At 67.7% G+C, this 23,156-nt stretch carries 21 protein-coding genes; 8 read left to right on the top strand and 13 right to left on the bottom strand.

The window, feature by feature from the left end; genetic code table 11:
* The 3 genes from EU805_RS16865 to EU805_RS16855 form a co-directional block, all read left to right on the top strand.
* Positions 1 to 275: response regulator transcription factor (locus EU805_RS16865; RefSeq protein WP_129765032.1), on the top strand; the 275-nt coding region annotated here is incomplete at its 5' end.
* A 111-nt stretch (positions 276 to 386) separates the two neighbouring features.
* Positions 387 to 1,832: a hypothetical protein gene (locus EU805_RS16860; RefSeq protein WP_129765150.1), complete on the top strand. Its 1,446-nt coding sequence runs from the start codon at positions 387 to 389 to the stop codon at positions 1,830 to 1,832.
* On the top strand, positions 1,829 to 3,106 hold the full coding sequence (locus EU805_RS16855) for an O-antigen ligase domain-containing protein (protein ID WP_129765149.1): 1,278 nt from the start codon (positions 1,829 to 1,831) through the stop codon (positions 3,104 to 3,106). Before EU805_RS16860 ends, EU805_RS16855 begins: the two co-directional genes overlap by 4 nt.
* 114 nt (positions 3,107 to 3,220) lie before the next feature.
* Here EU805_RS16855 and EU805_RS16850 read toward each other — a convergent pair whose 3' ends face one another.
* Genes EU805_RS16850 through xylF form a run of 3 tightly spaced genes read right to left on the bottom strand, consistent with a single transcriptional unit; the run spans position 3,221 to position 6,384 of the window.
* Complete coding sequence (locus EU805_RS16850) at positions 3,221 to 3,997, bottom strand: ATP-binding cassette domain-containing protein (protein ID WP_129765148.1); 777 nt, start codon at positions 3,995 to 3,997, stop codon at positions 3,221 to 3,223.
* Positions 3,997 to 5,292, bottom strand: a complete 1,296-nt coding sequence (locus tag EU805_RS16845; protein ID WP_129765147.1) for a sugar ABC transporter permease — start codon at positions 5,290 to 5,292, stop codon at positions 3,997 to 3,999. Before EU805_RS16845 ends, EU805_RS16850 begins: the two co-directional genes overlap by 1 nt.
* A 54-nt stretch (positions 5,293 to 5,346) precedes the next feature.
* On the bottom strand, positions 5,347 to 6,384 hold the full coding sequence (xylF, locus tag EU805_RS16840) for a D-xylose ABC transporter substrate-binding protein (protein ID WP_129765146.1): 1,038 nt from the start codon (positions 6,382 to 6,384) through the stop codon (positions 5,347 to 5,349).
* Positions 6,385 to 6,533: 149 nt separating this feature from the next.
* Between xylF and EU805_RS16835 the strand changes: the two genes are divergently transcribed.
* The gene (locus tag EU805_RS16835) at positions 6,534 to 7,796 is read left to right on the top strand and encodes an ROK family protein (protein WP_129765145.1); all 1,263 of its coding nucleotides are present in this window, start codon (positions 6,534 to 6,536) and stop codon (positions 7,794 to 7,796) included.
* Positions 7,793 to 9,307, top strand: a complete 1,515-nt coding sequence (locus EU805_RS16830) for a CRTAC1 family protein (protein WP_129765144.1) — start codon at positions 7,793 to 7,795, stop codon at positions 9,305 to 9,307. The genes EU805_RS16835 and EU805_RS16830 overlap by 4 nt, the downstream gene beginning before the upstream one ends.
* Here EU805_RS16830 and EU805_RS16825 read toward each other — a convergent pair.
* The 8 genes from EU805_RS16825 to EU805_RS16790 form a co-directional block, all read right to left on the bottom strand.
* Complete coding sequence (locus tag EU805_RS16825) at positions 9,304 to 10,605, bottom strand: cytochrome-c peroxidase (RefSeq protein ID WP_129765143.1); 1,302 nt, start codon at positions 10,603 to 10,605, stop codon at positions 9,304 to 9,306. The genes EU805_RS16830 and EU805_RS16825 overlap by 4 nt on opposite strands.
* Before the next feature lie 182 nt (positions 10,606 to 10,787).
* Entirely contained in the window at positions 10,788 to 11,414 is a 627-nt protein-coding gene (locus tag EU805_RS16820) for a glutathione S-transferase family protein (RefSeq protein WP_129765142.1), read from the bottom strand.
* A 24-nt stretch (positions 11,415 to 11,438) separates the two neighbouring features.
* A complete protein-coding gene (locus EU805_RS16815) occupies positions 11,439 to 12,845 on the bottom strand; it encodes a dihydrolipoyl dehydrogenase (protein WP_129765141.1) in 1,407 nt (468 codons plus the stop codon).
* Between the two features lie 13 nt (positions 12,846 to 12,858).
* Positions 12,859 to 14,235: an NAD-dependent succinate-semialdehyde dehydrogenase gene (locus tag EU805_RS16810; RefSeq protein ID WP_129765140.1), complete on the bottom strand. Its 1,377-nt coding sequence runs from the start codon at positions 14,233 to 14,235 to the stop codon at positions 12,859 to 12,861.
* Positions 14,236 to 14,518: 283 nt separating this feature from the next.
* The gene (locus EU805_RS16805; protein WP_129765139.1) at positions 14,519 to 15,127 is read right to left on the bottom strand and encodes a 2-dehydro-3-deoxy-6-phosphogalactonate aldolase; all 609 of its coding nucleotides are present in this window, start codon (positions 15,125 to 15,127) and stop codon (positions 14,519 to 14,521) included.
* Complete coding sequence (locus EU805_RS16800) at positions 15,124 to 16,029, bottom strand: 2-dehydro-3-deoxygalactonokinase (protein ID WP_129765138.1); 906 nt, start codon at positions 16,027 to 16,029, stop codon at positions 15,124 to 15,126. The genes EU805_RS16805 and EU805_RS16800 overlap by 4 nt, the downstream gene beginning before the upstream one ends.
* 49 nt (positions 16,030 to 16,078) lie before the next feature.
* Complete coding sequence (locus tag EU805_RS16795) at positions 16,079 to 16,363, bottom strand: SH3 domain-containing protein (protein WP_129765137.1); 285 nt, start codon at positions 16,361 to 16,363, stop codon at positions 16,079 to 16,081.
* Between the two features lie 332 nt (positions 16,364 to 16,695).
* The gene (locus EU805_RS16790) at positions 16,696 to 17,526 is read right to left on the bottom strand and encodes a gamma-glutamyl-gamma-aminobutyrate hydrolase family protein (RefSeq protein WP_165352010.1); all 831 of its coding nucleotides are present in this window, start codon (positions 17,524 to 17,526) and stop codon (positions 16,696 to 16,698) included.
* Between the two features lie 332 nt (positions 17,527 to 17,858).
* Here EU805_RS16790 and EU805_RS16785 point away from each other — a divergent pair, with 332 nt between their 5' ends.
* The 3 genes from EU805_RS16785 (at position 17,859) to adh (ending at position 21,129) form a co-directional block, all read left to right on the top strand.
* The gene (locus EU805_RS16785) at positions 17,859 to 18,251 is read left to right on the top strand and encodes a DUF2177 family protein (protein WP_129765135.1); all 393 of its coding nucleotides are present in this window, start codon (positions 17,859 to 17,861) and stop codon (positions 18,249 to 18,251) included.
* Between the two features lie 277 nt (positions 18,252 to 18,528).
* Positions 18,529 to 19,476, top strand: coding sequence for a GAF domain-containing protein (locus EU805_RS16780; protein WP_129765134.1), 948 nt, complete (start codon positions 18,529 to 18,531; stop codon positions 19,474 to 19,476).
* Positions 19,477 to 19,608: 132 nt separating this feature from the next.
* Positions 19,609 to 21,129: an aldehyde dehydrogenase gene (adh, locus tag EU805_RS16775; protein WP_129765133.1), complete on the top strand. Its 1,521-nt coding sequence runs from the start codon at positions 19,609 to 19,611 to the stop codon at positions 21,127 to 21,129.
* A gap of 84 nt (positions 21,130 to 21,213) precedes the next feature.
* On the opposite strand, the gene EU805_RS16770 is transcribed toward adh, so the two are convergent.
* On the bottom strand, positions 21,214 to 22,017 hold the full coding sequence (locus tag EU805_RS16770; protein WP_129765132.1) for a sulfotransferase: 804 nt from the start codon (positions 22,015 to 22,017) through the stop codon (positions 21,214 to 21,216).
* A 1-nt stretch (position 22,018) separates the two neighbouring features.
* Positions 22,019 to 23,152: a glycosyltransferase gene (locus EU805_RS16765; protein WP_129765131.1), complete on the bottom strand. Its 1,134-nt coding sequence runs from the start codon at positions 23,150 to 23,152 to the stop codon at positions 22,019 to 22,021.
* Between the last annotated feature and the right edge of the window lie 4 nt (positions 23,153 to 23,156).

Here is a 23,156-nt window from a genome sequence, read left to right as displayed (position 1 = left end):
TGCGCTTCATGGCCATGGGAGAGCAATACGCCCCCATCGACTTCATGACCGCCCCCGAGGACACCCCCGCCAACCCGCTGGCCGAGAAGCTCACCCCCCGCGAACTGCAGGTCCTCAAGGGCCTCACCGAAGGCAAGTCCAACAAGGAAATCGCCCGAGACCTCGACATCACCGAGCCCACCGTCAAGCTCCACGTCAAGACACTCTACCGAAAGGTCGGCGCCGCAAACCGAACCCAAGCCGCCATCATCGCAAGAGAAGCAGGACTCTATTGAGCTATCCATGTGGATAGGGGATCGGCCCGGATGCGATCACCGGATGCCCGTCCGCGCGGATGATCCGTTTTATCTAAATCTTTAGGACTTGGGATGAAGAGGAGTACACCCATGTCCTACGCTCGCTTTGATACGCACCCGATCGCCCCCCGGCCACGGACCGGCAAGGGCAAAGTGAAACGGGCCCTCGTCGGGGGCGGGCTCGGCGATCTTGGGCGACTGCCCCGCTACGCCGCCTTCGCCATCCTGGGCAGTGCGCTGATCTGGGCACCGATCACGGGGTATCTGAAGACCGCGCCGCTGAAGTACAAATCCTCCACCTCGCTGATCCTGCCCGGCTCGGGCGCCTCGGCGTCGTTGAACCTGAACGGGATCGGGCAGGCCTCGACCTCGGCGAACTCCGCCTTTTCGAGCAACGCGGTCAGCCCGACGGAGACCTACAAGCGCCTCCTGAACGCTGACCGCATCCTGGCCGCCGCCGCGGAGTCGTTGGGGATCGACCAGCCCGCGCTCGGCCGGCCGCGCGTGGAACTGGTCGATCAGACCAGCCTCATCCATTTCGAGATGACCGGCGGCACCCCGGAAGAGGCGCAGGCGCGGGGCAACGCGATCCTGACGGCCTTCTTCGAGGAACTCGATGCGTTGCGCACGGACGAGGTCAACACCCGCCAGGACAGCAGCCTGCAGGCGATCTCCGATTACCGCGATTCGGTCGGCGGGACGCGCGCGCAGATCTCGTCCCTGCAGGGATCCACGGGCCTGATCTCGGTCAAGCAGTACGAGGTGCTGATCGACCGGAGCCTGGCGCTGGAAACCGAGGTGCGCAGCCACGCCGCGGCCCTTGCCGAAGCCGAAGCCGGCGTGTCCGCATTGTCCGAGCAGCTGGGCCTCGACCCCGAGACGGCGGCGAAGACGCTGAAACTCTACGCGGACGACACCTACCTTGCCTTGCTCGACGAGATTGCCCGTTTCGAGGCCGAGCACGCGGAAGCCTCGGCCCAGTTCGGCCAGGCGCACCCGAAGGTCGTCGCGGCGCGCGACGGGCGCGACACCGCCCGCAATTCCGCCTTGCAGATCGCCTCTGCCACGACCGGGCTGGACATCGACACGGTGGCCACGCTCGACCTTGCACCGCAGGGTGTGCGCGCGGACCTTCTGTCGGAGCTGGTGCGCAAGGATGTCGACCGCAGGGGGCTGCTGGAAGAGCTGACCACGCTTGAGGCGCAATACAGCGAAGGAAAGGCGGATCTCGACCGGAAGGCCGCTGCCGCCGCGCAACTTCAGGATCTGGAGCGCGATTTCCAGGTGGCGGAGGCGGTGTTCGCCTCGGCCATCGCCCGGACCCAGTCCAGCAAGTCCGATGTCTTCGCCTCCTACCCGCTGGTGCAGGTGCTGGAGAACCCGTCGCTGGCCGACCGTCCGTCTTCGCCCAACCGCAAGCTCGCCATCGCCGCGGGCATCGCGGCCACGCTGATGATGCTGATGGCGCTGGCGATGGGCTGGATCCGTCTTGCGCTGATCAGCCGCCTGCTGGCCAAGCCCGCGGCCGCGGCATGACCGGGATGAACCCGGTCGAGCGGATGGTCTACAAGACGCTCGTCTGGACCTGGCCGCTTTACGGTCTTGGCGCGCTCTACGTGGTCGGGCCTGTGCTGGCCTGGCTGCTGGGCGGCCTGGCGGTGCTCATCCTTTTCCTCGGTCGGGCCGTCCGCGAGGACATGCGGGCCACGGGGACGATCCCGGTCGTGGTCTGGCTGTGGATCCTGGGCATGGCCGTGATGCTGGTGGCCCTCTGGGTCGGCCACCTGAACTGGTCGCTGGGTCTCAAGCAGACGATTAAGTCCTCCATCGGGTGGGCCAAGGGCTGGGCGCTGCTGGCGCTGTTTCCCCTGGTGGGCGCGGTGCTGCCGATCCGGCGCAGCGTGCTGGTGCGCGGCCAATGCGTCATCGGGCTGGGCACGTTGATCCTGGCCCCCGTGATGCTGGCCGCCCCGCACGTCGGCTTGCCGGAACGGATCTACACCTCGCCGCTGAAGGCGATCGGCGGTCCGGGGCCCGAGTATTTCACGGTCTACTTCTTCACCTGGGATCCGGGAAGCTGGACACCGCGCTGGCAGTTCTACGCGCCGTGGTCGCCGTTTGCGGCACTGCTGGGCGTGGTCCAAGTGCTCTTCGCGCTGGAGGAAGACAACAAGCGTTGGCGCCGGATCGGGCTCGCCGCGGGGCTTTTGATGATCTTCGCGTCGAAATCCCGGATGGGGCTCGTGGGTCTGGCCGCCTGCACGGTGGCCCCGCGGATGATGCCGCTTGTCCTGCAGGGCTGGGCCTGGCGCGTGCTGGCGGGGCTGACCGCCTCGCTCGCGATCACCGGGGCGGCGCTGGCGGCGGCGGCAAACGACGCCGTCGCAGCCTTCAAGGGCGCCCGGGCCGACAGCACGCGCGTGCGCGAAACGCTGCAGCGCATCGCCTTCGAGCGCTGGCGGACCGAGGCGGTCTGGTTCGGCCACGGCACCGTGCAGCCCGGGCCGCATCTGGTCGAGTACATGCCCATCGGCAGCCATCACACGTGGTACGGCCTGTTGTTCGTGAAGGGCCTGGTCGGCTTCGGGGCCCTGCTCGTCCCGATGGTCTGGCAGACGCTTTTGACCATGCGCGACGCGGCCTTGGGCCCGCGGGGCCGCCTGCCGATGGGCCTGATGATGACGATCATCCTGCTCACCTTCGGCGAGAACGTGGAGATCGAGGCCTATCTTCTGTGGCCCGCGCTCATGCTCTTCGGGATCCACGCGCGAGAGATGCAGAAAAACCCAGTCGAGATGCCCGCCACCTGACGCAAAACCCGCAGCATCGCGTGGGCGATGCTGCGGGTTTCTACGTTCATCCTTGGGCGATCGCCCGCGAGCGACCATCGGTAACCGCCGAATGGTCGCCTTCGTGACCCGTCGTCAGGCGGCTGCCACGCCGGGTTTCTTGCCGGCGATGATCATGCCCAGCAGATCATCGGTGGTCACGTCGTCGACGTTCACCACGCCCACCAATTCCCCGTTTTTCATCACGGCGGCGCGGTCGCACAGCCGTTTGACCTGATGCACGTCGTGGTCGATCAGGAAGATCCCCAAGCCCTGCTTCTTCAGCTCCTGGATCAGGTCGGCGACCATCTGGGTTTCCTGCGGCCCGAGGGCGGCGGTCGGCTCGTCCATGATCAGGATCTTGGCCTGGAAGTAGACCGCGCGTGCGATGGCGACCGACTGACGCTGGCCGCCCGACAGGGCGCTGACCGGCGCGTTGAACTTGCGGAAGTTGGGGTTGAGGCGCTGGAAGATCCGCCGCGTCTCGGCCTCCATCGCGGAATCGTCCACGAAGCCCAGCGCGTTGGTCAACTCGCGGCCCAGGAACAGGTTCGAGGCCGCGTCCAGGTTGTCCGCAAGCGCGAGCGTCTGGTAGATCGTCTCGATGTTGTAGTCGCGGGCGTCGCGCGGGTTCTCGATCTGGGCATGTTCGCCGTTGACGTAGACCTCGCCGCTGTCCTGCTTGTAGGCGCCCGAGAGGCACTTGATCAGCGTCGACTTGCCGGCACCGTTGTGACCCAGCAGGCCCACGACTTCGCCGGGGTAGAGGTCGAGGCTGACGTGGTCCACCGCCTTGATCCCGCCGAAAGCGATCGAGATGTCGCGCATCTCCACCAGGGGGGTGCCGGAACGGTCGATTGGGGTCTTGGCCATCACGCGGCTCCCGTTTTCTTGCGATAGATGATGTCCACGAGGACCGCGAGCACCAGCACCGCACCGACGACGATGTTCTGGAACGGCGCGTCCACGCCGACCATGGCCATGCCCGACTGCAGAGACTGCATGATGAGCGCGCCCAGGATCGCGCCGTAGATCGTGCCGAGGCCGCCGGCGAGCGCCGTGCCCCCGATCACGGCGGCGGCGATCACGCGCAACTCGTCCAGGGTGCCGATGTCGTTGGAGTGGAACGACAGACGGGCCGAGGCGACGGTGGCGGCCAATGCACAAAGGATGCCCATCAGCGCGAAGACCTTCACCGTCAGCCACTTGGTGTTGATGCCGGACAGTTCGGCCGCATCGGGATTGCCGCCGGTGGCGAAGATGTAGCGTCCGAAGCGGGTCTTGCGCGCGGTCACGGTCATCGCGACCGCGACGGCGATCAGCAGCAGCACGGAGAAGGGCACGCCGTAGCCTTGGGTGAACCCCTCGGGCATGGTCTGGCCGCTGGCCTCGAACTGGCGGGCCAGGACGCGCTCTGGCACGGCGTAGGCGTTCAGGGTGTAGACGAAGCCCAGGATGACGATGGCGGCGATGACCATGATCAGCAGTTCGGCCCAGACCGGCTTGACAGGGAATTCATGGGCGATGCGGCTGCGGCGGGCGGACCAGATCGCGAAGCAGGCCGCGACCACGGCGATCAGGGCGACGACCCAGCTGCCGGCGGTGCCAAGCGTTCCGGCGATGCCGCCCAGAAGCTGGAACACGTCGTCGAGCGGTCCGATCGTCTGGCCGTTGGTCAGGTACCAGGCCACGTTGCGCCAGACCAGCAGGCCGCCCAGCGTCACGATGAACGACGGGATCGCGAGATAGCCCACCAGGTATCCCTGGAAGCCCCCGATGATGGCCCCCGTCAGCAGGCCCACCACGATCGCGAGCGGTGCGATCAGTGGGCTGCCGAGGTCGATGCCGAGGTATTGCGGCAACCAGACGGTCTGGGTCATCGCCATCATCGCCGAACAGGTCGCCAGCAGCGACCCCACGCTCAGGTCGATGTGGCGGGTCACGATCACGAAGACCATACCGGTCGCCATGATCGCGACGGAGACGGTCTGGATCGTCAGGTTGAAGATGTTGCGCGGGGTCAGAAAACGCCCGTCGGTCAGGACGTTGAACATCAGGCAGACGATGACGAAGGCCCCGACCATTCCCAGCAGGCGGGTGTCGATCTCGAGCGTCTTGAAGATGTTGCCGCGAGAGGTGGATCCCCTCTCGGTAGTCGTGTCAGCCATGATGGCCCCCCTGGTGAATGTCCGGCGCGGGACGATCCCGCGCCGGAAACTGGCTTACTCGGCGCAGACGGCGGGACCGTCGGTCACGCCCTGGCACAGCTCTTCCTGGCTGATCCAGCCCGCGTCGACGACCACGTCCAGATTGTCCTGGGTGACCGGCACCGGGGAGAGGAACTCTGCCCAGAGCGTCGTGCCGGCGGGGGAGGTCCACTCTTCCGCGCCCTCGACCTCGGACAGCGACGCGCCACCGGCCAGCGACACGGCGATCTCGCCGGCCTGGCGGCCTAGTTCACGGCTGTCCTTCCAGACGGAGACGGTCTGCGTGCCTTGCGCCACGCGGTTCAGCGCGGCGAAGTCTGCGTCCTGACCCGATACCGGGATCCCGTCCATGCCCTGCGAGGCGAGAGCGGCCACGGCGCCACCGGCGGTGCCGTCGTTCGAGGCGACCACGGCGTCGACGTTGTTGTCGTTCTGCGTCAGGATCTGTTCCATGTTGCGCTGCGCGTTCGCGGGCAGCCAGCCGTCGGTGTAGGCCTCACCGATGATGGTGATGTCGCCGGCGTCGATCGCCTCCTGCAGGACTTCCTGCTGGCCGCCACGCAGGAAATCCGCGTTCGGGTCGGTGGGCGAGCCCTTGATCATCACGTAGTTGCCGGTCGGCTGCTGTTCCAGCACGGCGCGGGCCTGCATCCGGCCCACTTCGACGTTGTCGAAGGTCAGGTAGAAGGCGCGGTCGTCCTCGATCAGGCGGTCGTAGGCGATGACGGGGATGCCGTTGTCGGCAGCGCGCTGGACGGCCGGGATCACGGCCTGCGTGTCCTGGGCCAGGATGATGAGCGCATCCGCGCCCTGGCTGATCAGCGATTCGATGTCCGAGAGCTGCTTGGACGAGGACGACTGGGCGTCGGCCGAAATGTAGGTGGCACCGGCCTCTTCCAGGGCCGACTGGATCGCGGCTTCGTCGGTCTTCCAGCGCTCTTCCTGGAAGTTGGACCAGCTCACGCCGACGGTCAGGCCGTCCTGGGCAAGCAGGGCCGTGGGCACGAGAGCCGTCGCCGAAAGGGCTGCGGCAAGCAGGGTACGTCTTTGCATTGATTTTCCTCCACGGTTGGATCCGGCCGCTTCCGCGGTCCGAATTGACGCGCATGCAACCGCTTTTTAGTTTGCCTGTCAAATTAAATGTGAGCATGCTTGCCCCGACGTCCGTCGGAGGAAACAGCGACGGCGATCGGGGAGTGCGCATGACAAAAATGGAATCGGGCCGGCCGGCCGGGAATTTCGGCCCGCTGATGGGCGAGGCTCCGGAGGACGCGCGCCCGCTCAAGCAGCGGATCTTCGATCTGGTGCGCGCCAGCGGGCCAGTGTCGCGTGCGCAAGTGGCGAAGGAGCTGCGGATCTCACGCGGCACCGTTTCCGTCCTGACGGCCGATCTGATCGAGGCGCGCCTGCTGTGCGAGGATCAGACCCTGCCTGCCTCTGCCGAGATGACGCGCGGACGGCCCCCGGTCGGGCTTTCGGTGCGCGCGGATGCCTTCGTGGTGGCGGGGATCAAGTTGTCGTCGGGCAACCGCACGGGATTGCTGATCGATTCGGCCGGGAACCGGCTGGCCTCCTACCGGATGCCGGTCACCACGCGGGACCGCAGCACCGATTCCGAGATCGACGCGACCGGCATGATCGTCGACACCATGCTGGCCGATCAGGGCCTGTCCCGCTGCGATCTGGCGGCGGTGGGACTGGGTCTGCCCGGTTTCGTCAACAACGAGACCGGCAGCGTCCACTGGTCGCCGCTTTTCACGCAGGGCGATCCGCAGTTCGCGCGCCGCGCCTCCGACCGGCTGGGCCTGCCGGTCGCGATCGACAACGACGCCAACCTGGTCGCCTTGGCGGAACTTTGGTTCGGCAAGGGGCGCAGGACCGCGGATTTCGTCGTCGTCACGCTGGAGGAAGGCGTCGGCATGGGCACCGTGCTGAACCATCGGCTGTTTCGGGGCGCCAACAACCTAGGCGGAGAGCTGGGGCACCTGAAGGTCGCGCTCGACGGGGCGCTCTGCCGGTGCGGCCAGCGGGGTTGCCTCGAAGCCTACCTGTCGGACTACGCCATCGTGCGCGAAGGGGCGACCGCCCTGCCCCATGGCATCGACCGCTCGGCCCCCAGGGCGCAGCGGATCGAGGCGTTGCAGCAGGCGGCCGCCCAGGGCAACGCCGCCGCACAGTCCATTTTCAACCGCGCCCAGCGCTACCTGGCCTTCGGGGTGGCCAACGTCGTGAACCTGATGGATCCCTCGCTCGTGATCCTCTCGGGCGGGCAGATGCGCTACGACTGGCTGGATCCGGAGGTCCTGCGACGTGACATGCGGGAATTCGTGATCGGCACCGACCGCGACCTGCCGCAACTGAAGGTGCACGAATGGGGCGATCTTCTGTGGGCGCACGGCGCCGCGGCCCTGGCCCTCGAGGCAGTGACCGAGGCGCGGCTTGGCCCCGCGGCGGTGACCGCATGAGCAAGTCGCGTCTCCTCGCTCTCGTGCTCGCGGCCCTGCCCGGGACGCTCGCGGCGCAGCCGATGTTCACCTTGCAACCGCAGGCCTTCGACGTGGAACACGTCTACTCGGGCGGATGGGAGCATTTCGTGGGCGGGGGCGTCGCGGTCTTCGACTGTGACGGCGACGCGCGCCCCGATCTGGCCGCGGCGGGCGGAGAGGCCCCTGCCCGTCTGTTCCGCAACGACACGCGTGGCCCCGGCGATCCGATCCGCTTCGAGAGCGCGACGTTCCCGACACTCGACCGGGTGACCGGCATGTACCCGCTGGATATCGACGGCGACGGTGCGGTCGATCTGGCCGTGCTGCGGGTCGGGGCGAACCTGCTGCTGAAAGGCGATGGCGCCTGCGGATTCACGGACGCCAGCGCGGACTGGGGGTTCGACGGCGGTGACGGCTGGACCACCGCCTTCAGCGCGACCTGGGAAGGCGATGCCGACCTGCCCACGCTCGCCTTCGGGAACTACGTCGACCGCGACGACCCCGACGGCCCGTTCGAGGCCTGCGACGACAACCAGCTTTATCGCCCCGAGGGGGGCCGCTACGGCAAAACGCAGGTCCTGTCGCCGGGGTATTGCGCGCTTTCGATGCTCATCTCGGACTGGCAGCGCAACGGCACGCCGGAGCTGCGGATTTCCAACGACCGGCACTACTACGTGCGCGGCGGCTTCGAGGAGATGTGGCGACTCGCCCCCCTCGCCCCGCGGACAGAGGCCGACGGCTGGCGCCGCGTGTCCCTTTGGGGAATGGGTATCGCCAGCGCCGACATCACCGACGATGGCCTGCCCGAGGTCATGCTGACCTCGATGGGTGACCAACTGCTGCAGTACAACGATGCGGGCGAGATGCGCGACGCGCCCTTCGCGGTCGGCGTGGCGGCGCAACGCCCCTACCAGGGCGACGACGGCCGCCCGTCGACCGGTTGGCACGCGGAATTCGCGGATGTGGACAACGATGCGCGGCTCGACTTGTTCATCGCCAAGGGCAACGTCGACCAGATGCCCTCGAACGCGATGCGCGACCCCAACAACCTGCTGATGCAGACCCCCGACGGCACCTTCACCGAGGCCGGCGCCAGTGCCGGTATCGCGGACGACGCGCGCTCGCGCGGGGCGGCGCTTGCGGATTTCGACGGGGATGGGCTGCTGGACCTTGTGGTCTCTGCCCGCCGCGCGCCGCTGCGCCTGTGGCAGAACCGGACAGCCGACGCAGGCAACTGGCTGTCCGTGGTGCCGCAGCAGGACGGACGGAACCGGGACGCCATCGGCGCCTGGATCGAAGTGCGGCTCGGCGATCGGACCCTGTCCCGCGAGGTCACGGTCGGCGGCGGTCACGCCGGGGGCCAGCGCGGCCCGCTGCACTTCGGGCTGGGAGAGGCGGAGACCGCCGAGGTGCGCGTGACTTGGCCTGACGGCACACGGACGGAGTGGCAACGGGCGACGGCCGGCCGCGCCGTCCGGATCGCGCGCTAGCGGTCGATCGGCAAGCCCGACGGGACGCTGTCGGGGATGCCCAGCCGACCGGCCAGTGCGGTCTCGTCTTCGAGCGCGGTCAGGAACGCCACCAGCGCCGCGACCTGGTCGGGGTCGAGGGCAACCGGATCAGCGGCGACCGCGGCGAGGATCGCGTCCCGCTCGGTCGCATCGTCCCGGACGGCGAAATCGGCCGCCCCCGCCAGTGCCGGCAGCGCGGGCGCGTCCCGGTCGGGCGCGGTCGACGGGTCGGCGTGGTCGCGCAGGAACTGGGCGAGGTCGGTATGCGCCCCGGCGTGGCCCCAGGGCCCCGTGCGGGTCACGTTGCGCAGCATCGGAGTGCGAAAGGCATAGGCATCCGCCGTATCGCCGGTCACCCGCATCCGGCCGAGATCGCGCTGATGACGCTCGAACCGTTCGGCCTTGCCCGGGCCGATCTGCGGTGCGCCCATGGCGTGGAACGCCTGATCCGACAAGAGCGGGCCGGAATGGCAACCGGCGCAGCCTGCGTCGCCGAAGAACAGGTCCATCCCCTCCTTCGCCGGTCCGGTGAGCGGGGTTTCTCCCGCGAGGTGCCGGTCGAAGGCGGTGTCGTCGGCCCGCCATTCCACGGCGACGAAGGCCGCGATCGCGTCCGAGATATCGACGAAGCCGATCGGCCCCTTCGCCTGGCTAGGGTAGGCCGCGGCGAACATCTCTCGGTAGGCGGGGATCGCATCGACCCGGCGCGCGATCCGGTCCCAGGCACCGTCGGGGCCGGTCAGCCGCCCCTGCCGCACGGCCTGGGAGACCTCGTTCTCCTGGTAGTGCCCTGCCATCTCGTCCGGCGAGAGCACGGGAAACATGGTCTGCGCCGAAAGCAGGCTCGCGAACCCCTGCACCATGTCGTCCTCGAGCGGGGTGCGCAGACCGGAAGGGCGCGCGGTGTCGACCTCGATCCGGCCGTCGGCGAACATCACCGTGACGTCGCGATGGCCCAGGTTGAAAAGCGCGGGCGCGTTGCGGGGGATCCTTTGTTCGGGTGGGTTGTCGGCATCGGCTAAGCGCTCCGGCCCGAGACCTTTCCCGCCGTCGCCCAGCCCCAGGGCCAGCCCGTCGCCGGTGGCGAAGCGCGGATGATGACAAGTGGCGCAACTGACCTGCCGATTGCCCGACAGGATCGGATCGTAGAACAGCGCCTGCCCCAGCAGAACCTCCGCCTCACCATGCTGGGCAAAGCCGGTCGGGTCCAGCGCCGCGGGTTCGGCAGAGACCACCTGACCAAGGCCGAGGGAAAGAAATATGACGGACCATCTCATGCCGCGGTGATACCCGGACCGCCGGGTAACACAAGAAAAACCACGCGCGGGGGTGGTCGGCGTAGCCCGGCGGCGTCGGCCCCGCACCCGACGGGCGTGTCGAGCCGACAGGGTTACCGACCAATCGCCAAGTCTTCACCAGCTATCACCCGGACCGACCTGCATCTCTATCTGGCATCGCCTTAGCTGGACGGCGGGGACATCGGTCCGCATTTCTCCGTGGCGGCCTTGAAGCCCGGGTGCGCCTGCAACCGCTGCCAATAGGCCGCAAGGACGGGGCGGTCTTCCAGGCGACCGGCCATTTCCAGCAGGGAGAACAGGTAGGACATCTGGATGTCGGCCAGCATCAGGGTATCGCCCATGACGAAGTCCCGGTCCGCGAGCCGGTCTGCCATGTAGTCGAGATTGGTGTCCAGTTGCGCCGCCATGCGCGGATCCTCGGGCGCGGTGTCCTTGCCGGCGGCCTTGTCCATCGCAGCCGCGAGGATCGGACCCGCCGCCGTGCTTTCCGCGTAGTCCAGCCATTCGGCATGTTCGAAATAGGCGCGGGTTCCGGGTTCGGGTTCGTGGCGACCACCTCCATATGTCATATCGACGTAGCGCAGGATGGCGGAGGATTCCGCAAGGGTCAGCCCGTCGTCCTCGATCACCGGGGACTTGCCCAGCGGATGCACCGCCTTGAGGGCATCGGGGGCGCGGAACGCCTCGGTCCGGTCATAACCGATCACCTCGTAGGGGGTATCCAGGTTTTCCAGCAGCCAGGCCACGCGGATGGCGCGGGAATAGGCCAGGGAGTGCAGTTTCAGCATCGTGTCGTCCTTTCGGAAAGTCTGTCAGGCGCCGGGTGCATCGCCGAAGTCGCGGTCGGCGCGCATTGCGGTGCTTGTCCGGGTGCAGATGTCGCGCAAGGCGGATTTCAGGCCCTCCTCCAGGGTGGGATGGTAGAAGGGCATCCCCAGAAGGTCGGTGGCGGTGTCGCCGCGCTGGATCGCGTAGATCAGCAGATGCGCCATGTGGTCCGCGCCGGGGCAGAACAGCTCCGCCCCGGTGAGGCGTCCGTCGGGGGCCGCGAAGATCCGCACGAGGCCCTTCGCGCGATCCTCGACCTTCGCGCGCCCCTGATCCGCATAGGACGCGCAGCCGACGACGCTTTCCGCCTCGGCCGGGTCGCCGATGATCGCGAGCGGCGGGTCGCTGAAGGTGATCGCGAAGGCGGGCGTGCGCTCGGGCGCGTTCTGCACGGGATATTTGACCGCGTTGCGCCCCGCGACGCTGCCCTCGTTAGAGGCATCATGCAGGACCGGCGCATCCGCGTTGGCGTCGCCCGCCATGAAGATCGGCGCGTCGCCGCATTGCATCGTGTTGCGATCGAAGACCGGGACGCCGTGATCGTCGAGGTCGAGGCCCGTCGCCTCGAGATCGAGCCCGTCGAGCCGTGGCGGACGCCCCGTAGCGACCAGCACGCGGTCGAAGGTTCGCGACCCTTCCGCAGGGCCGGACCAGGTGAGCCTGACCTGGTCCCCTTCGCGTTCGGCTTCGACATCCACGCCGAGGTGCAGGGGAAGCTCTTGCCCCATGATCTTTGACAGGGCGGATTGGACGTCGGGGTTCTGCGCCCCGCCGAGCGTTTCGGCATGATCGAAAAGCTCCGTCCGCACGCCGAGACGCACCATGGCCTGCGCCAACTCCAACCCGATCGCGCCACCGCCGATCACGGCGAGCGACCGTGGCAGGTCCGGTATTTCGAAGATGCTCTCGTTGGTAAGGGCCAGATCGCCGAGCCCTTCGAAGGGGCCGGGAATGCTGGCTTTCGAGCCGGTCGCGATCACCACCGCGCGCGCCTCGACCGTGTCGCCGTTGTCGAGGGCGAGCGTCGTCGGTCCGGTGAAGCGGGCCAGCGCCTTGATGCAGGTCCCGTCGGGCAACTCGTCGTAGGAGGCGCGCGTCGCCTCCACGAACTTGTCACGCTCTCGCCTGACCCGTGACAGGACGGCGGGGCCGTCGACGGTGACCCCTGTCGTCGTGATCCCGAAGGTGTCGGTTCCCCGTGCCGCATGGGCCGCGTTCGCCGCCGCGATCAGCAGTTTCGACGGCATGCACCCGGTATTGGCACACAAGGTGCCGCGGAACGCCTCGTCGACAAGAAGGGTCCGGGCCCCTTCCGCACGCGCGCTGCGTTCCGCGGCGAGGCCGGCGGTGCCGGCCCCGATCACGACGACGTCCGTGACGTGATGCGTCATGCGCGGACCTTTCTCATTCCATCACGTAGATGGACTTGGCGTTGACGAATTCCTTCATGCCGAAGCCGCCGTGCTCGCGCCCGTAGCCCGAGTCCTTGACGCCGCCGAACGGCATGTTGGGGATCGCGATGTTGTAGCCGTTGATCGAGACCATGCCGGTGTCGAACTGCTCGGACGCCAGCTTGCGGGCGCGCGCCTCGTCCTTGCAGAAGATCCCGCCGCCAAGACCATAGCGGCTGTCGTTGGCGATCCGCATGGCGTCCTCGTCGTCCTTGGCCTTGATGATCGAGGCGACCGGGCCGAAGAGTTCGTCGTCGTAGGCGGGCTGCCCGGGCTTCACGTCCACCAGCACGGTCGCGGGATAATAGGCGCCCGTGCGATCGGGAACCTTGCCACCGACGAGGGCGCGGGCCCCCTTCTCGACGCTTTCATCCACCTGTTTGGCCAGCTTGTCGCGCAGGTCATCCCGCGCCATGGGTCCGAGCTTGGTATTCTCGTCCGAGGGGTCGCCCATTTCGATGCCGCCCATCTTCTCGACGTAGGCGTCGACGAAGGCGTCGTAGTGTTTCTCGGTCACGATGAAGCGCTTGGCGTTCACGCAAGTCTGGCCGTTGTTGTAGATCCGGCCCTGCACACAGGCCTCGACCGCGACGTCCAGATCGGCGTCGTCGAGCACGATGTAGGCGTCGTTCGAGCCCAGTTCGAGAACGGTCTTCTTGAGGTTCTCGGCCGCTTTCGCGCCGATGATCCGGCCCGCACCGTCACTGCCGGTCATGGTCACACCGCGCACCAGCTTGTTCTCGATGACCTTGTCGGACTGGTCGTGGTCGATCACCAGAACAGTGAAGAGGTCTTTCGGCAGGCCCGCGGTTTCGAAGACCCGCTTGAGGAAGAGACCGGAGCCGGTGCAATTCTCGGCGTGCTTGAGGAGGACGCCGTTGCCGGCCATCAGGTTCGCGATCGTGTAGCGGACCGCCTGGTAGCAGGGAAAGTTCCACGGCTGGATGCCGTAGATCACGCCGACGGGCGCGTAGCTGATCACGCCCTTGCCGCCCGGGATGTCCCGCTCTTCGTCGGCCAGTTCCTTGGGTCCGTTCTCGGCGGTGAAATCACAGATCGAGGCGCAGAGTTCGATTTCCTGCTTGCTGTCGCCGATCAGCTTGCCGACCTCGGTGGTCATCAGCTTGGCGAACTCGTCCTTGTCGGCGCGAAGCTGCTTGCCGATGGCGCGGATCACTTCGGCGCGCTCGTCGGTGGTCTTGGTGCGCCACTGCAGGAAGGCGTCATGGCAGGCCTGCACCGCGGCCGTCGCCTGATCGTTCGTCATCAGATCGTAGGATTCGATCTGCTCTTCGGTGGCCGGGTTCGTCGTGGTGATCTGGCTGGTCATGGAACTATCCGATCTTGTGTCTTGCATTCCCGCCACAACGCATGACCCGGAAAAGGTTTCCACGATCCGGGCCGCCCGCAACCAAGCTTTCGTGAAGAGCGTGCAAAATTTCTGTTCGGCGTCAGTCCTGTAGCAAACGCGTTCGCCGTGGCATGACCGCACGTCAGCGCCGTTTCGCAGCTTTGGCGCCTGTCAAGCCGGACCGTTCCCGCAGACCCGTCCCATCGTGCTGGGTCGGCGCGATGCGAAACCGCGACCGGCGGCAGGCGCGTTCGCGCCTTCGTCAGCCCGCCATCGCCGCATCGTAGGCCGCCACGAGGGTTCTGGCCTTGTCGCTCACCTCGTCCGCCGTCAGGCCCGGCGTGTAGACCCCCGTGCCGATGCCGAAACCGGTCGCCCCGGCCTCGATCCAGTCCGCGAAGTTCTGCGGCCCGACGCCGCCCACGGCGTAGGTGCGCGTCCCTTCGGGCAGGACGGCGCCGATCGCCTTCAGGCCCGCGGTACCGATAAGAAACGACGGAAAGATCTTCAGCCCGTGCGCGCCATGGCGCAACGCCGTGAAGCACTCGCTTGGCGTGGCGACACCGGGATAGGATTGCAGGCCACGGGCGCGGGTCTCGTCGATGACGGCCGGATTGCAATCGGGGGAGACGATGAGCGTCCCGCCCGCGTCCTGCACCTGACCCACCTGTTCGGGGGTCAACACCGTGCCGGCGCCGATCAGCGCCACATCGGCCAGGGCGTTGGACAAGGCCGCGATAGACTTCAGCGGATCGGGCGAGTTCAGCGGCACCTCGATCCGGGTGATCCCGGCCTCGAAGAGGGCCTGGCCGATCTCCACCGCCTCGGGCGGTGTGATGCCGCGCAGAATCGCGATGATCTCTCTGCTCATGTCTTGTCCTTCATCTGGCGACGGGCCCGGGTCAGGCCCGCCAGTGTCACACGCGTGGCGTCGGTCACCGCGGGCGCGGCCCCGACCGCGGTCAGCGCCGCGGCGTAGCGCTCCGTCAGACCGCCTTCGCCGATCAGCGCCACGTTCTGCCCCAGCCAATAGGGGCGCATCGCCGCCAGTTCCAGACCGATCAAGAGCCCCGACAGGCGCGCGCGCGCCGTGCCCGCCTCCAGCCCGTGCAGCAGCCCCTCGGCACGCAGCGAGAAAAGCCGGGCCGTCAATTGCGCAGGAGCGGTCATCGCGTCGTCGATGGCCGCGCGGAAGGCCGCGTCGTCCCAACCGTCGCCCGCCAGCCCGTGCCGCAGGACGGAGGATCCGGACAGCAGCGCGAAGACCTCGCCCGTCATGGCGGTGCGGAAGCTGACGACCTCTCCGGCACTGATGCGCGCCCATTTCGCGTGGGTGCCCGGCAGGCAGAGCACCCCATCGAAGTCGGCGTGCGCGCTCAGAAACCCAGCGATCTGCGTCTCCTCTCCGCGCATGACGTCGGCGGGCTGGTCCTGCCGCAGGCCCGGCAGGATATGAACCGAGATCCGCGGGTCGGACACGGGCGGTCGGACGGCTTCGGCCATGCCCGGCGGGGCGCAGGGAACGGCGGCATAGGGCGCCTCCACCCAACCCTGCCGCGCGCCGACCATGCCGCAGCAGATGACCGGCGTGACCCGGTCGGTGTCCAGGTCCGCCTCGATCAGGTCGAGGAGGGCACGCTCGAACGCGTCGGGTGCGAGTTGCCCCATGCCCCGGTCGGAGCGCGCGCGCCGGATCACGTCGCCCTCCGATCCCACGACCCAGACCCGCACGGCGCTCGTGCCCCAATCGACCGCGATCCAATCCACCGTCATCGCCCTGCTCCGTCCGTCGTCATGTCAATAATTTCCAGATCCCGGGCGCTCAGCGGTCGAGAAGGTAGGTGTTCGCCACGAAGCCCGACACTTCCGGCGATTTGACCGGCGTGACGCGGCACCACCGCTGGCCGACCTCCGTCACGCAGTCGTGCCGGATCACCTGCGTGCCTTCGGGCAGCCCCAGGATGATCTCGTATCCCAGGCCCGGTCCGGCGCGCAGCTTCAGAAGATCGTCCGGCCCCACGCCGGAGACTTCCGCGCGGTCCCCCGTCACGGCGCATCCCGCGAGGAGCAGCATGATCGAAGAGAGTATGGCGTAAAAGCGAGGCATGGTATGGTCCTTGATCCGGGTCCGACCGTTTTGCCAGCCCGCGCGCGGCGCGTGAAGTGCAAATGCCGAAACGCGGCATGCGGCGCGGCGGGGTTGCATCACGCCTCATATCCGCAACGGTACCCGAAGGGGGAGAGGGCTGACGTCCTCGCACGGGTATCGGAGCGCCCCGACGATCGCGCATCATTCAACCTGCCCGGGCATGTCCCGGAAGAGATGGCCCTGAACGATCCGGCGATGGTGGACGACGGCGCGCTGTCTTCACCGCATCTTGCGGCACCCTGAGCGGATCACCGCTGCAGACCTTGCCTTGCGCGGCAGACGCCGTCCCCTCACCTGATCCAGTTCAGGAAGTTCGCGATTTCCAACCTGCGCCTTCGGACTTCGAGTACCTCGGCATCGAGACCGAGCTGCCAGGCCAGATCGCGCCGCCCGGGTGAGCCTTGCAAGGCCTCCAGACTGTCCGCATAGCGGTTGACCGCATCGACATCCTGCGCCAACCCCTGGTCGACAAGGGTCTGCGACTGGCCCTGCAAGGCGTCGGAAATCTCGGTGAGAGCAAGTTCGGGGTGGTACTGCACCCCCCAGAACACGCCTTCGCCGGCGCGGATCTCGGCCGCCTCGACCGGAACGCCCTGGGAGTGGGCCAGCACGGTGCCACCGTCCGGCATCCGGTCGACCATGGCCGAATGCATAGTCGGTGCGTCCCAGGCCCCCGGGCGTCCCGAGAGCAAGGCGTGGCGGCGGCCGGCGTCGCTGGCCACGATCCCGCGGGAGAACCCGGCGTTCATCGCGCTTTCCCGGGGCCTGACGCTGCCACCCGCGGCGACGGCGGCGATCTGCAGACCCGCGCAGGACCCGAAGCTTTTCGGACCGGCCCGAAAGACGTCCGACATGAAGGCCGCGGCCTGCCGAACTTCCGGCGTATCCTCGTGCATCTGGATGGGGGAGCCCGCGAAGACGACCCCGTCGAACCGCCCCAGCCGATCCGCCGAGGTGTCGGTACGACCATCCACGCAGGACGTGGTCTCGATCGAGATTTCGCCCGCCATCTCCCGCAGGGTCTCGGCATAGGTCTCGTGCGACGCCATGCCGGAGCGCCGGCGCCGGGCATCCTGCTGGTCGGGGGTCTCGCTGGAGACCACGAGAAGGCGAAGGGGCATGTCTGGACCTTTGGCGTTCGGATCAGGCCCTGCAGATAGCATCGACCGCCCCGGGGAAAGCCCCTGCGACGATATGCGGGGCGGGCGGTATTCCGTCGGCCGGGGGCGGGCATCGCAGCACCAGGGGTCCACGGGCGGGGGTCATCCGGCGCCGCACGGCAGGATCATGTCCGCGCGCCGAGGTTCGCTCAACGGGCTACCGTCGGCCCGACGCAGGAAGTTCGGCGCCGTCGCTTTCGCCTCCGAGCCCTCGCGGATGAAACGCCGCGGCGGTCCTGTGTTCCGCCCGCCACCGGCCTACCTGAACCGCATCCACCGAACGGAAGCCCGAAATGATCCTCTACCTCGTGACTGCCGCGATGTTCCTCGCGATCGACGCCATAGCCCTCAGCTTCGTGATGAAACCGATCTTCACCCGTCACTTGGGAGAGGCCATGCGGGACAGCCCGATGCTGGCCCCCGCCGGGCTGTTCTACCTGGCTTACGTGGCCGGGCTGGTCTTTCTCGTCTCGGTTCCCGCCCTGCGCGATGCCGCCCCCGGTCGCGCCGCCCTGCACGGGGCGATCATCGGGGCGATGGCTTACGGGACATACGAGTTCACCTCGATGTCGATCATGCGGGACTGGTCGTGGCAGATGGTCGTCACCGACACGATCTGGGGGACCGTCCTGACCGGCTTTTGTGCCTGGGCCGGTGTCGCGCTGATGCTGCGTTTTCAGGGCTGACGCAGGGCCTGATTGCCTTCCTGCCGACCTGGAGGGACTGGCGGCGGACCACGTCCCCTGTGAAAGCGGTTGCCCATCCGACACTCCCGCAGAGCGCGCCCCGCCAGCAAGGCAGACTTTCTGGCGGAGTGTCGCAGATCAGCCGGTCTCACACCGTCCTTCACATTGCAATGTGTCGAGGGGGAATGATTTGCCCCGTGCCGGAAAGGGTGCCACCCTGTCCTGGCAATCGCAGGAGATTGCCGTTCGGCACCGTACTGATCTGGGAGGACACAGGATGCGGTACGACACCCAGCACGTGGCCAGGATCGCCCGGGCGGTCGGGTCGACGTCGAAGGCCGGCACCTCTCCGCTCACGGCCTCCTGGCGACGGTCGATGACGCATTACGGGCTGGACCCGACGTCGAACGGCACCCCCGATCGGATCGAGGACCGGGAACTTGCACGGCGGCGCGACCGGATGGGCCTGCTGATGGAGGTGGCGGGACCCAGAATGAACCACCTCTTCGACCTCGTGGATGCCTCCGGCTGCAGCGTCCTGCTGACAGACGCGTCCGGCATCGTGCTCGACCGCCGCTGTACCGATGGGGAGGCCACCGCCTTCACCGACTGGGGCCTGCATCCCGGCGCCGACTGGAGCGAGGCGCGCGAAGGGACGAACGGGATCGGGACCTGCCTGGCCGAGATGCGCAAGGTCATCATCCACCGGCAGGATCACTTCCTGGCGCGCAACGCCGGGCTGACCTGTATGGACGCGCCGATCTTCGGGGCGGAGGGAGAGGTGATCGCGGCGCTCGACGTCTCATCCGCGCGGCGCGACCAGAGCGAACCGCTGAACCGGCTTCTTGCCGCCGCAGTGACACGATCTGCCGGTACGATCGAGGCGGCCCATTTCCGGGCCTGCTTTCCGGGGACACGGATCATCGCGCTCGACAGCTGCGAAGGGCTCTTGCTGGCGGTGGACCGCGACGACCTCGTGGTGGGGGCGACCCGTGCCGCACGCCGGGCCCTGGGGTTGAAACCTGCGGGACCAATCGTCCCGAGCCCCGCTGCGGACCTGTTGCGCGGCGACGACGCGGGGGGCGGGTTCGACGCCGCAAATCGGTCCGCGCTGGTCCGCGCGCTTGCCCGCGCCGATGGGAACGCGTCGCAGGCGGCCCGGGCGCTGGGGATCGGACGGGCGACGCTCTACCGGCGAATGCGGCAGTTCGGGATCCGCAGATAGGGCCTCCCGATTGTCTCGGGAGTGAGACACCGGCGGTTCGGGATCCGCCGGGGCCAGGTTCCGCGACGCCCCGGCCATGGCATCATGACGCATCGCCGGGAGGAGACACCGGCGCCAAGCGGAGGATGCACCATGAACGAGATGAACCACCCCACCACTCAGCAGGACGCCCCCTTCAAGGCGCGTTACGACAATTTCGTCGGCGGCGCCTTCGTCGCGCCGTCTGACGGGCGCTACTTCGACAATGTGACCCCGATCACCGGGCGAAAGGTCTGCGAAGTCGCGCAGTCCAGCGCCGCCGATGTCGAGCTGGCCTTGGATGCAGCCTATGCCGCGAAGGCCGGATGGGGGGCTATCCCGGCGGCGGAACGGGCGAACGCGCTCTTGAAGATCGCCGACCGGATGGAGCAGAACCTCGACCTTCTGGCCCGGGCGGAGACCTGGGACAACGGCAAGCCGATCCGGGAGACGACGGCCGCCGACATCCCGCTCGCGATCGACCATTTCCGGTACTTCGCCGGGGTCCTGCGGGGGCAGGAAGGGTCGATCAGCGAGATCGACGCCGACACGATCGCCTACCACTACCACGAACCGCTGGGGGTCGTGGGCCAGATCATCCCCTGGAACTTCTCGATCCTGATGGCGGCCTGGAAGCTGGCCCCCGCGCTGGCGGCCGGAAACTGCGTCGTGCTGAAGCCGGCCGAGCAGACCCCCGCCGCGATCATGGTCCTGGCCGAGATGATCGCGGACCTGCTGCCCGAGGGTGTGCTCAACGTGGTCAACGGCTACGGATCGGAAGTAGGCGCGGCGCTGGCCAGCAGTTCGCGCATCGCCAAGATCGCCTTCACCGGCTCGACCGCCACGGGACGCAAGATCATGCAGGCCGCGACCGAAAACCTGATCCCGGTCACGCTGGAACTGGGAGGCAAGTCGCCCAACGTCTTCTTTTCGGACGTGATGGCCGAAGACGACGCCTTCCTCGACAAGGCGGTGGAAGGTTTCGTGCTCTTTGCCTTCAACCAGGGCGAGGTCTGCACTTGCCCCAGCCGCGCGCTGATCCAGGAAGACATCTACGAGGCCTTCATCGAGCGGTGCATTGCCCGCGTGAAGGCGATCAAGCAAGGCGATCCGCGCGATCCCGAAACCATGGTGGGCGCGCAGGCCAGCCAGGAACAGCAGGACAAGATCCTGTCCTATCTCACCATCGGCGTCGAGGAAGGCGCCGAAGTGCTCACCGGCGGCGGCGCGGCCCGGATGGAGGGAGACATCGCCGACGGCTTCTACATCCAGCCGACCATCCTGAAGGGCCACAACAAGATGCGCGTCTTCCAGGAGGAGATCTTCGGACCGGTCGTGTCGGTGACGACCTTCAAGGACGAGGCCGAGGCGCTGCAGATCGCCAACGACACCATGTACGGCCTGGGCGCCGGGATCTGGAGCCGGGATGCCAACCGCTGCTACCGCATGGGGCGCGGGATCGAGGCGGGCCGCGTCTGGGTCAACAACTACCACGCCTATCCCGCCCATGCCGCCTTCGGGGGCTACAAGCAGTCCGGGATCGGGCGCGAGAACCACAAGATGATGCTCGACCACTACCAGCAGACCAAGAACATGCTGGTCAGCTACAATCCCAACAAGCTGGGCTTCTTCTAAGCCCGACACTGCGGTCGCCGGCAACCCGTCGGCGACCGTTCCAAAGGCGGCCCCCTCCCGTCGGGGCCGTGACCGGTCCCCCGGTCAGGCGAGGTGCTGCGACACCCCTTCCAGCCGCGATCGCAACTGATGGCGGCACCGCAATGCGCCCAAGGGGGCGAGTGCGGCACCGGATCCGTAGCCCAGAGCCTCGGCCGGGCCGGGCAGACCGGGTTCGTCCCCGGACAGGTAATCGGAATTTCGATTGTCGATGCCGGTCCCGGGCGGCGGGAAACCCGGCAGGTCGAGGAAAGCCGACAGCGCCGAAAGGCAGCCCCCCGGATCGGCGGTCAGGTCCTCGTAGCGCAGGATCAGGGCCGCATGCAGATAGGGCAGATCGTCCAGCATCAACGCGTGGGCATGCTGCCAATGGGCGATCAGTTCGTGCTCGGACACTGTCGTCCACTTCGCCGTGGCCCGGGCGACGGCGACGGGGTGCCGCACGACGAAGACGAAATGCGCCACCGGGAAAAGCTGCTGGTAGAGACGTGGGCGCAGCAGGTTCACCGGCGATTTCTCGACCCGCCAAGGCGACTGCGCAGGATAGACCCGGTCCCAGTCCCGCTCCAGCCGCAGGGATGTCTCCAGCGTGTTGTAGCGCGATGCTTCGGTCAGATGTTGTTCGGGGTCGAAGGCAAAGCGGCCGGGAACGCCGTGGCGCGCCGTGTGCGGGATCGCCCCTTGCAGATAGACCCCTTCCTGCTCTGGCGCATCCGTGCCCGCGATGGCGTCGATTTGCGGATGGCTTGCCAGAAGACCGGCCAGGAGGCTGGTTCCGGACCGGTGCAAACCGCCGACGAAGACATAGCGCGGCCCACGCCCGTTCGGGCCCGTCGATGGGTCGGACATCCTATTCCCCCGCCTCGCGGATCGGCATGCGCGGCGGCAACTCGTAGGGCGCGAACGTGGCCTCGGGATAGGCGGCATCTCGTCCGGCCATGGCCGCGCGATAGAGCGTCTCGTAGCCCTCGATCATGCGGTGGGTCGTGAAATGCGCCTCCACCCGCGCGCGGACACTCCGGCGCGGGATGGCGAGTGCCTCCTCCACCGCTTGCGCGAGCGCGCCTGCGTCGGGGGTCTTCGCGATGGCTCCGGCGGTGCCGATCACCTCGCGGACGGCACCGCTGTCGATGGCGGCGACCGGCACGCCGCAACTCATCGCCTCGATCGCCACAAGGCCGAAAGGTTCGTCCCAGAGCGGCGTGAACATCAGGACCGAGGCCTGTCCGATCCGGCGCGCAAGCTCCGCCCCCTGCAGGTGACCGCCGTACCTGATCCGATCACCCAAGTGCGGACGCACCTCGTCTTCGAAATAGTCGCGATGTTCGATCGCCCCGAACAGGGTCAACTCCATCCCCCGCGCCTGCGCCGCCGCGACCGCCAGGTGCGCCCCCTTGGTGGGCGTGATGCGCCCGGCCCAGACTGCGGTGCCATCTCCCTTCTCGACGAATGGCCAATCGGCAAGATCGATGCCGTTGGGGACCACGTGCGCCTGTGCGGGGGCGCCGTCCGGCCACCACCGGGTCTGCTGCTGCGCCGAGCAGGTCGTGAAATGCGACCAGGGCGCGGCGGTCTGGGCGACCGCGCGGCGCAGCACGTCGAACGGCGGCACATGCAAGGACGTAACCATCGGCACCCGGTCCCGCCGGGCCAGCCGTGGTGGGTAGCGATGCAGACCGTTGTTGTGGATCACGTCGAACCGACCGTCCGTCAAGATCGGCAGGACATCCCCATGTGCCAGATCCAGATGGCGCGTCAGGGCGGGCGTGCCGTGGAACCGGTGCCAGGGAAAGTCCCTGTCGTAATGCCTGTCCATAAGCGGGATCACCGGGCAACCTGCCTCGCTGTCGCCCGAGGCTATGAGCGTCACCTCGTGTCCGCGCGCCTGCAGGCCCTTCACCAGGTGATAGGAATGCGCCTCCATCCCGCCCATGAAGGGGGGGGCGATGGGGTGGCGCACGTGGGCCAGGACAGCGACGCGCACCGGG

The organism is Salipiger sp. IMCC34102 (assembly GCF_004145405.1).
GTDB lineage: Bacteria > Pseudomonadota > Alphaproteobacteria > Rhodobacterales > Rhodobacteraceae > Loktanella.
Note: the sequence above shows the minus strand (reverse complement) of the source record. Positions and strands in the feature narration are given on the sequence as shown.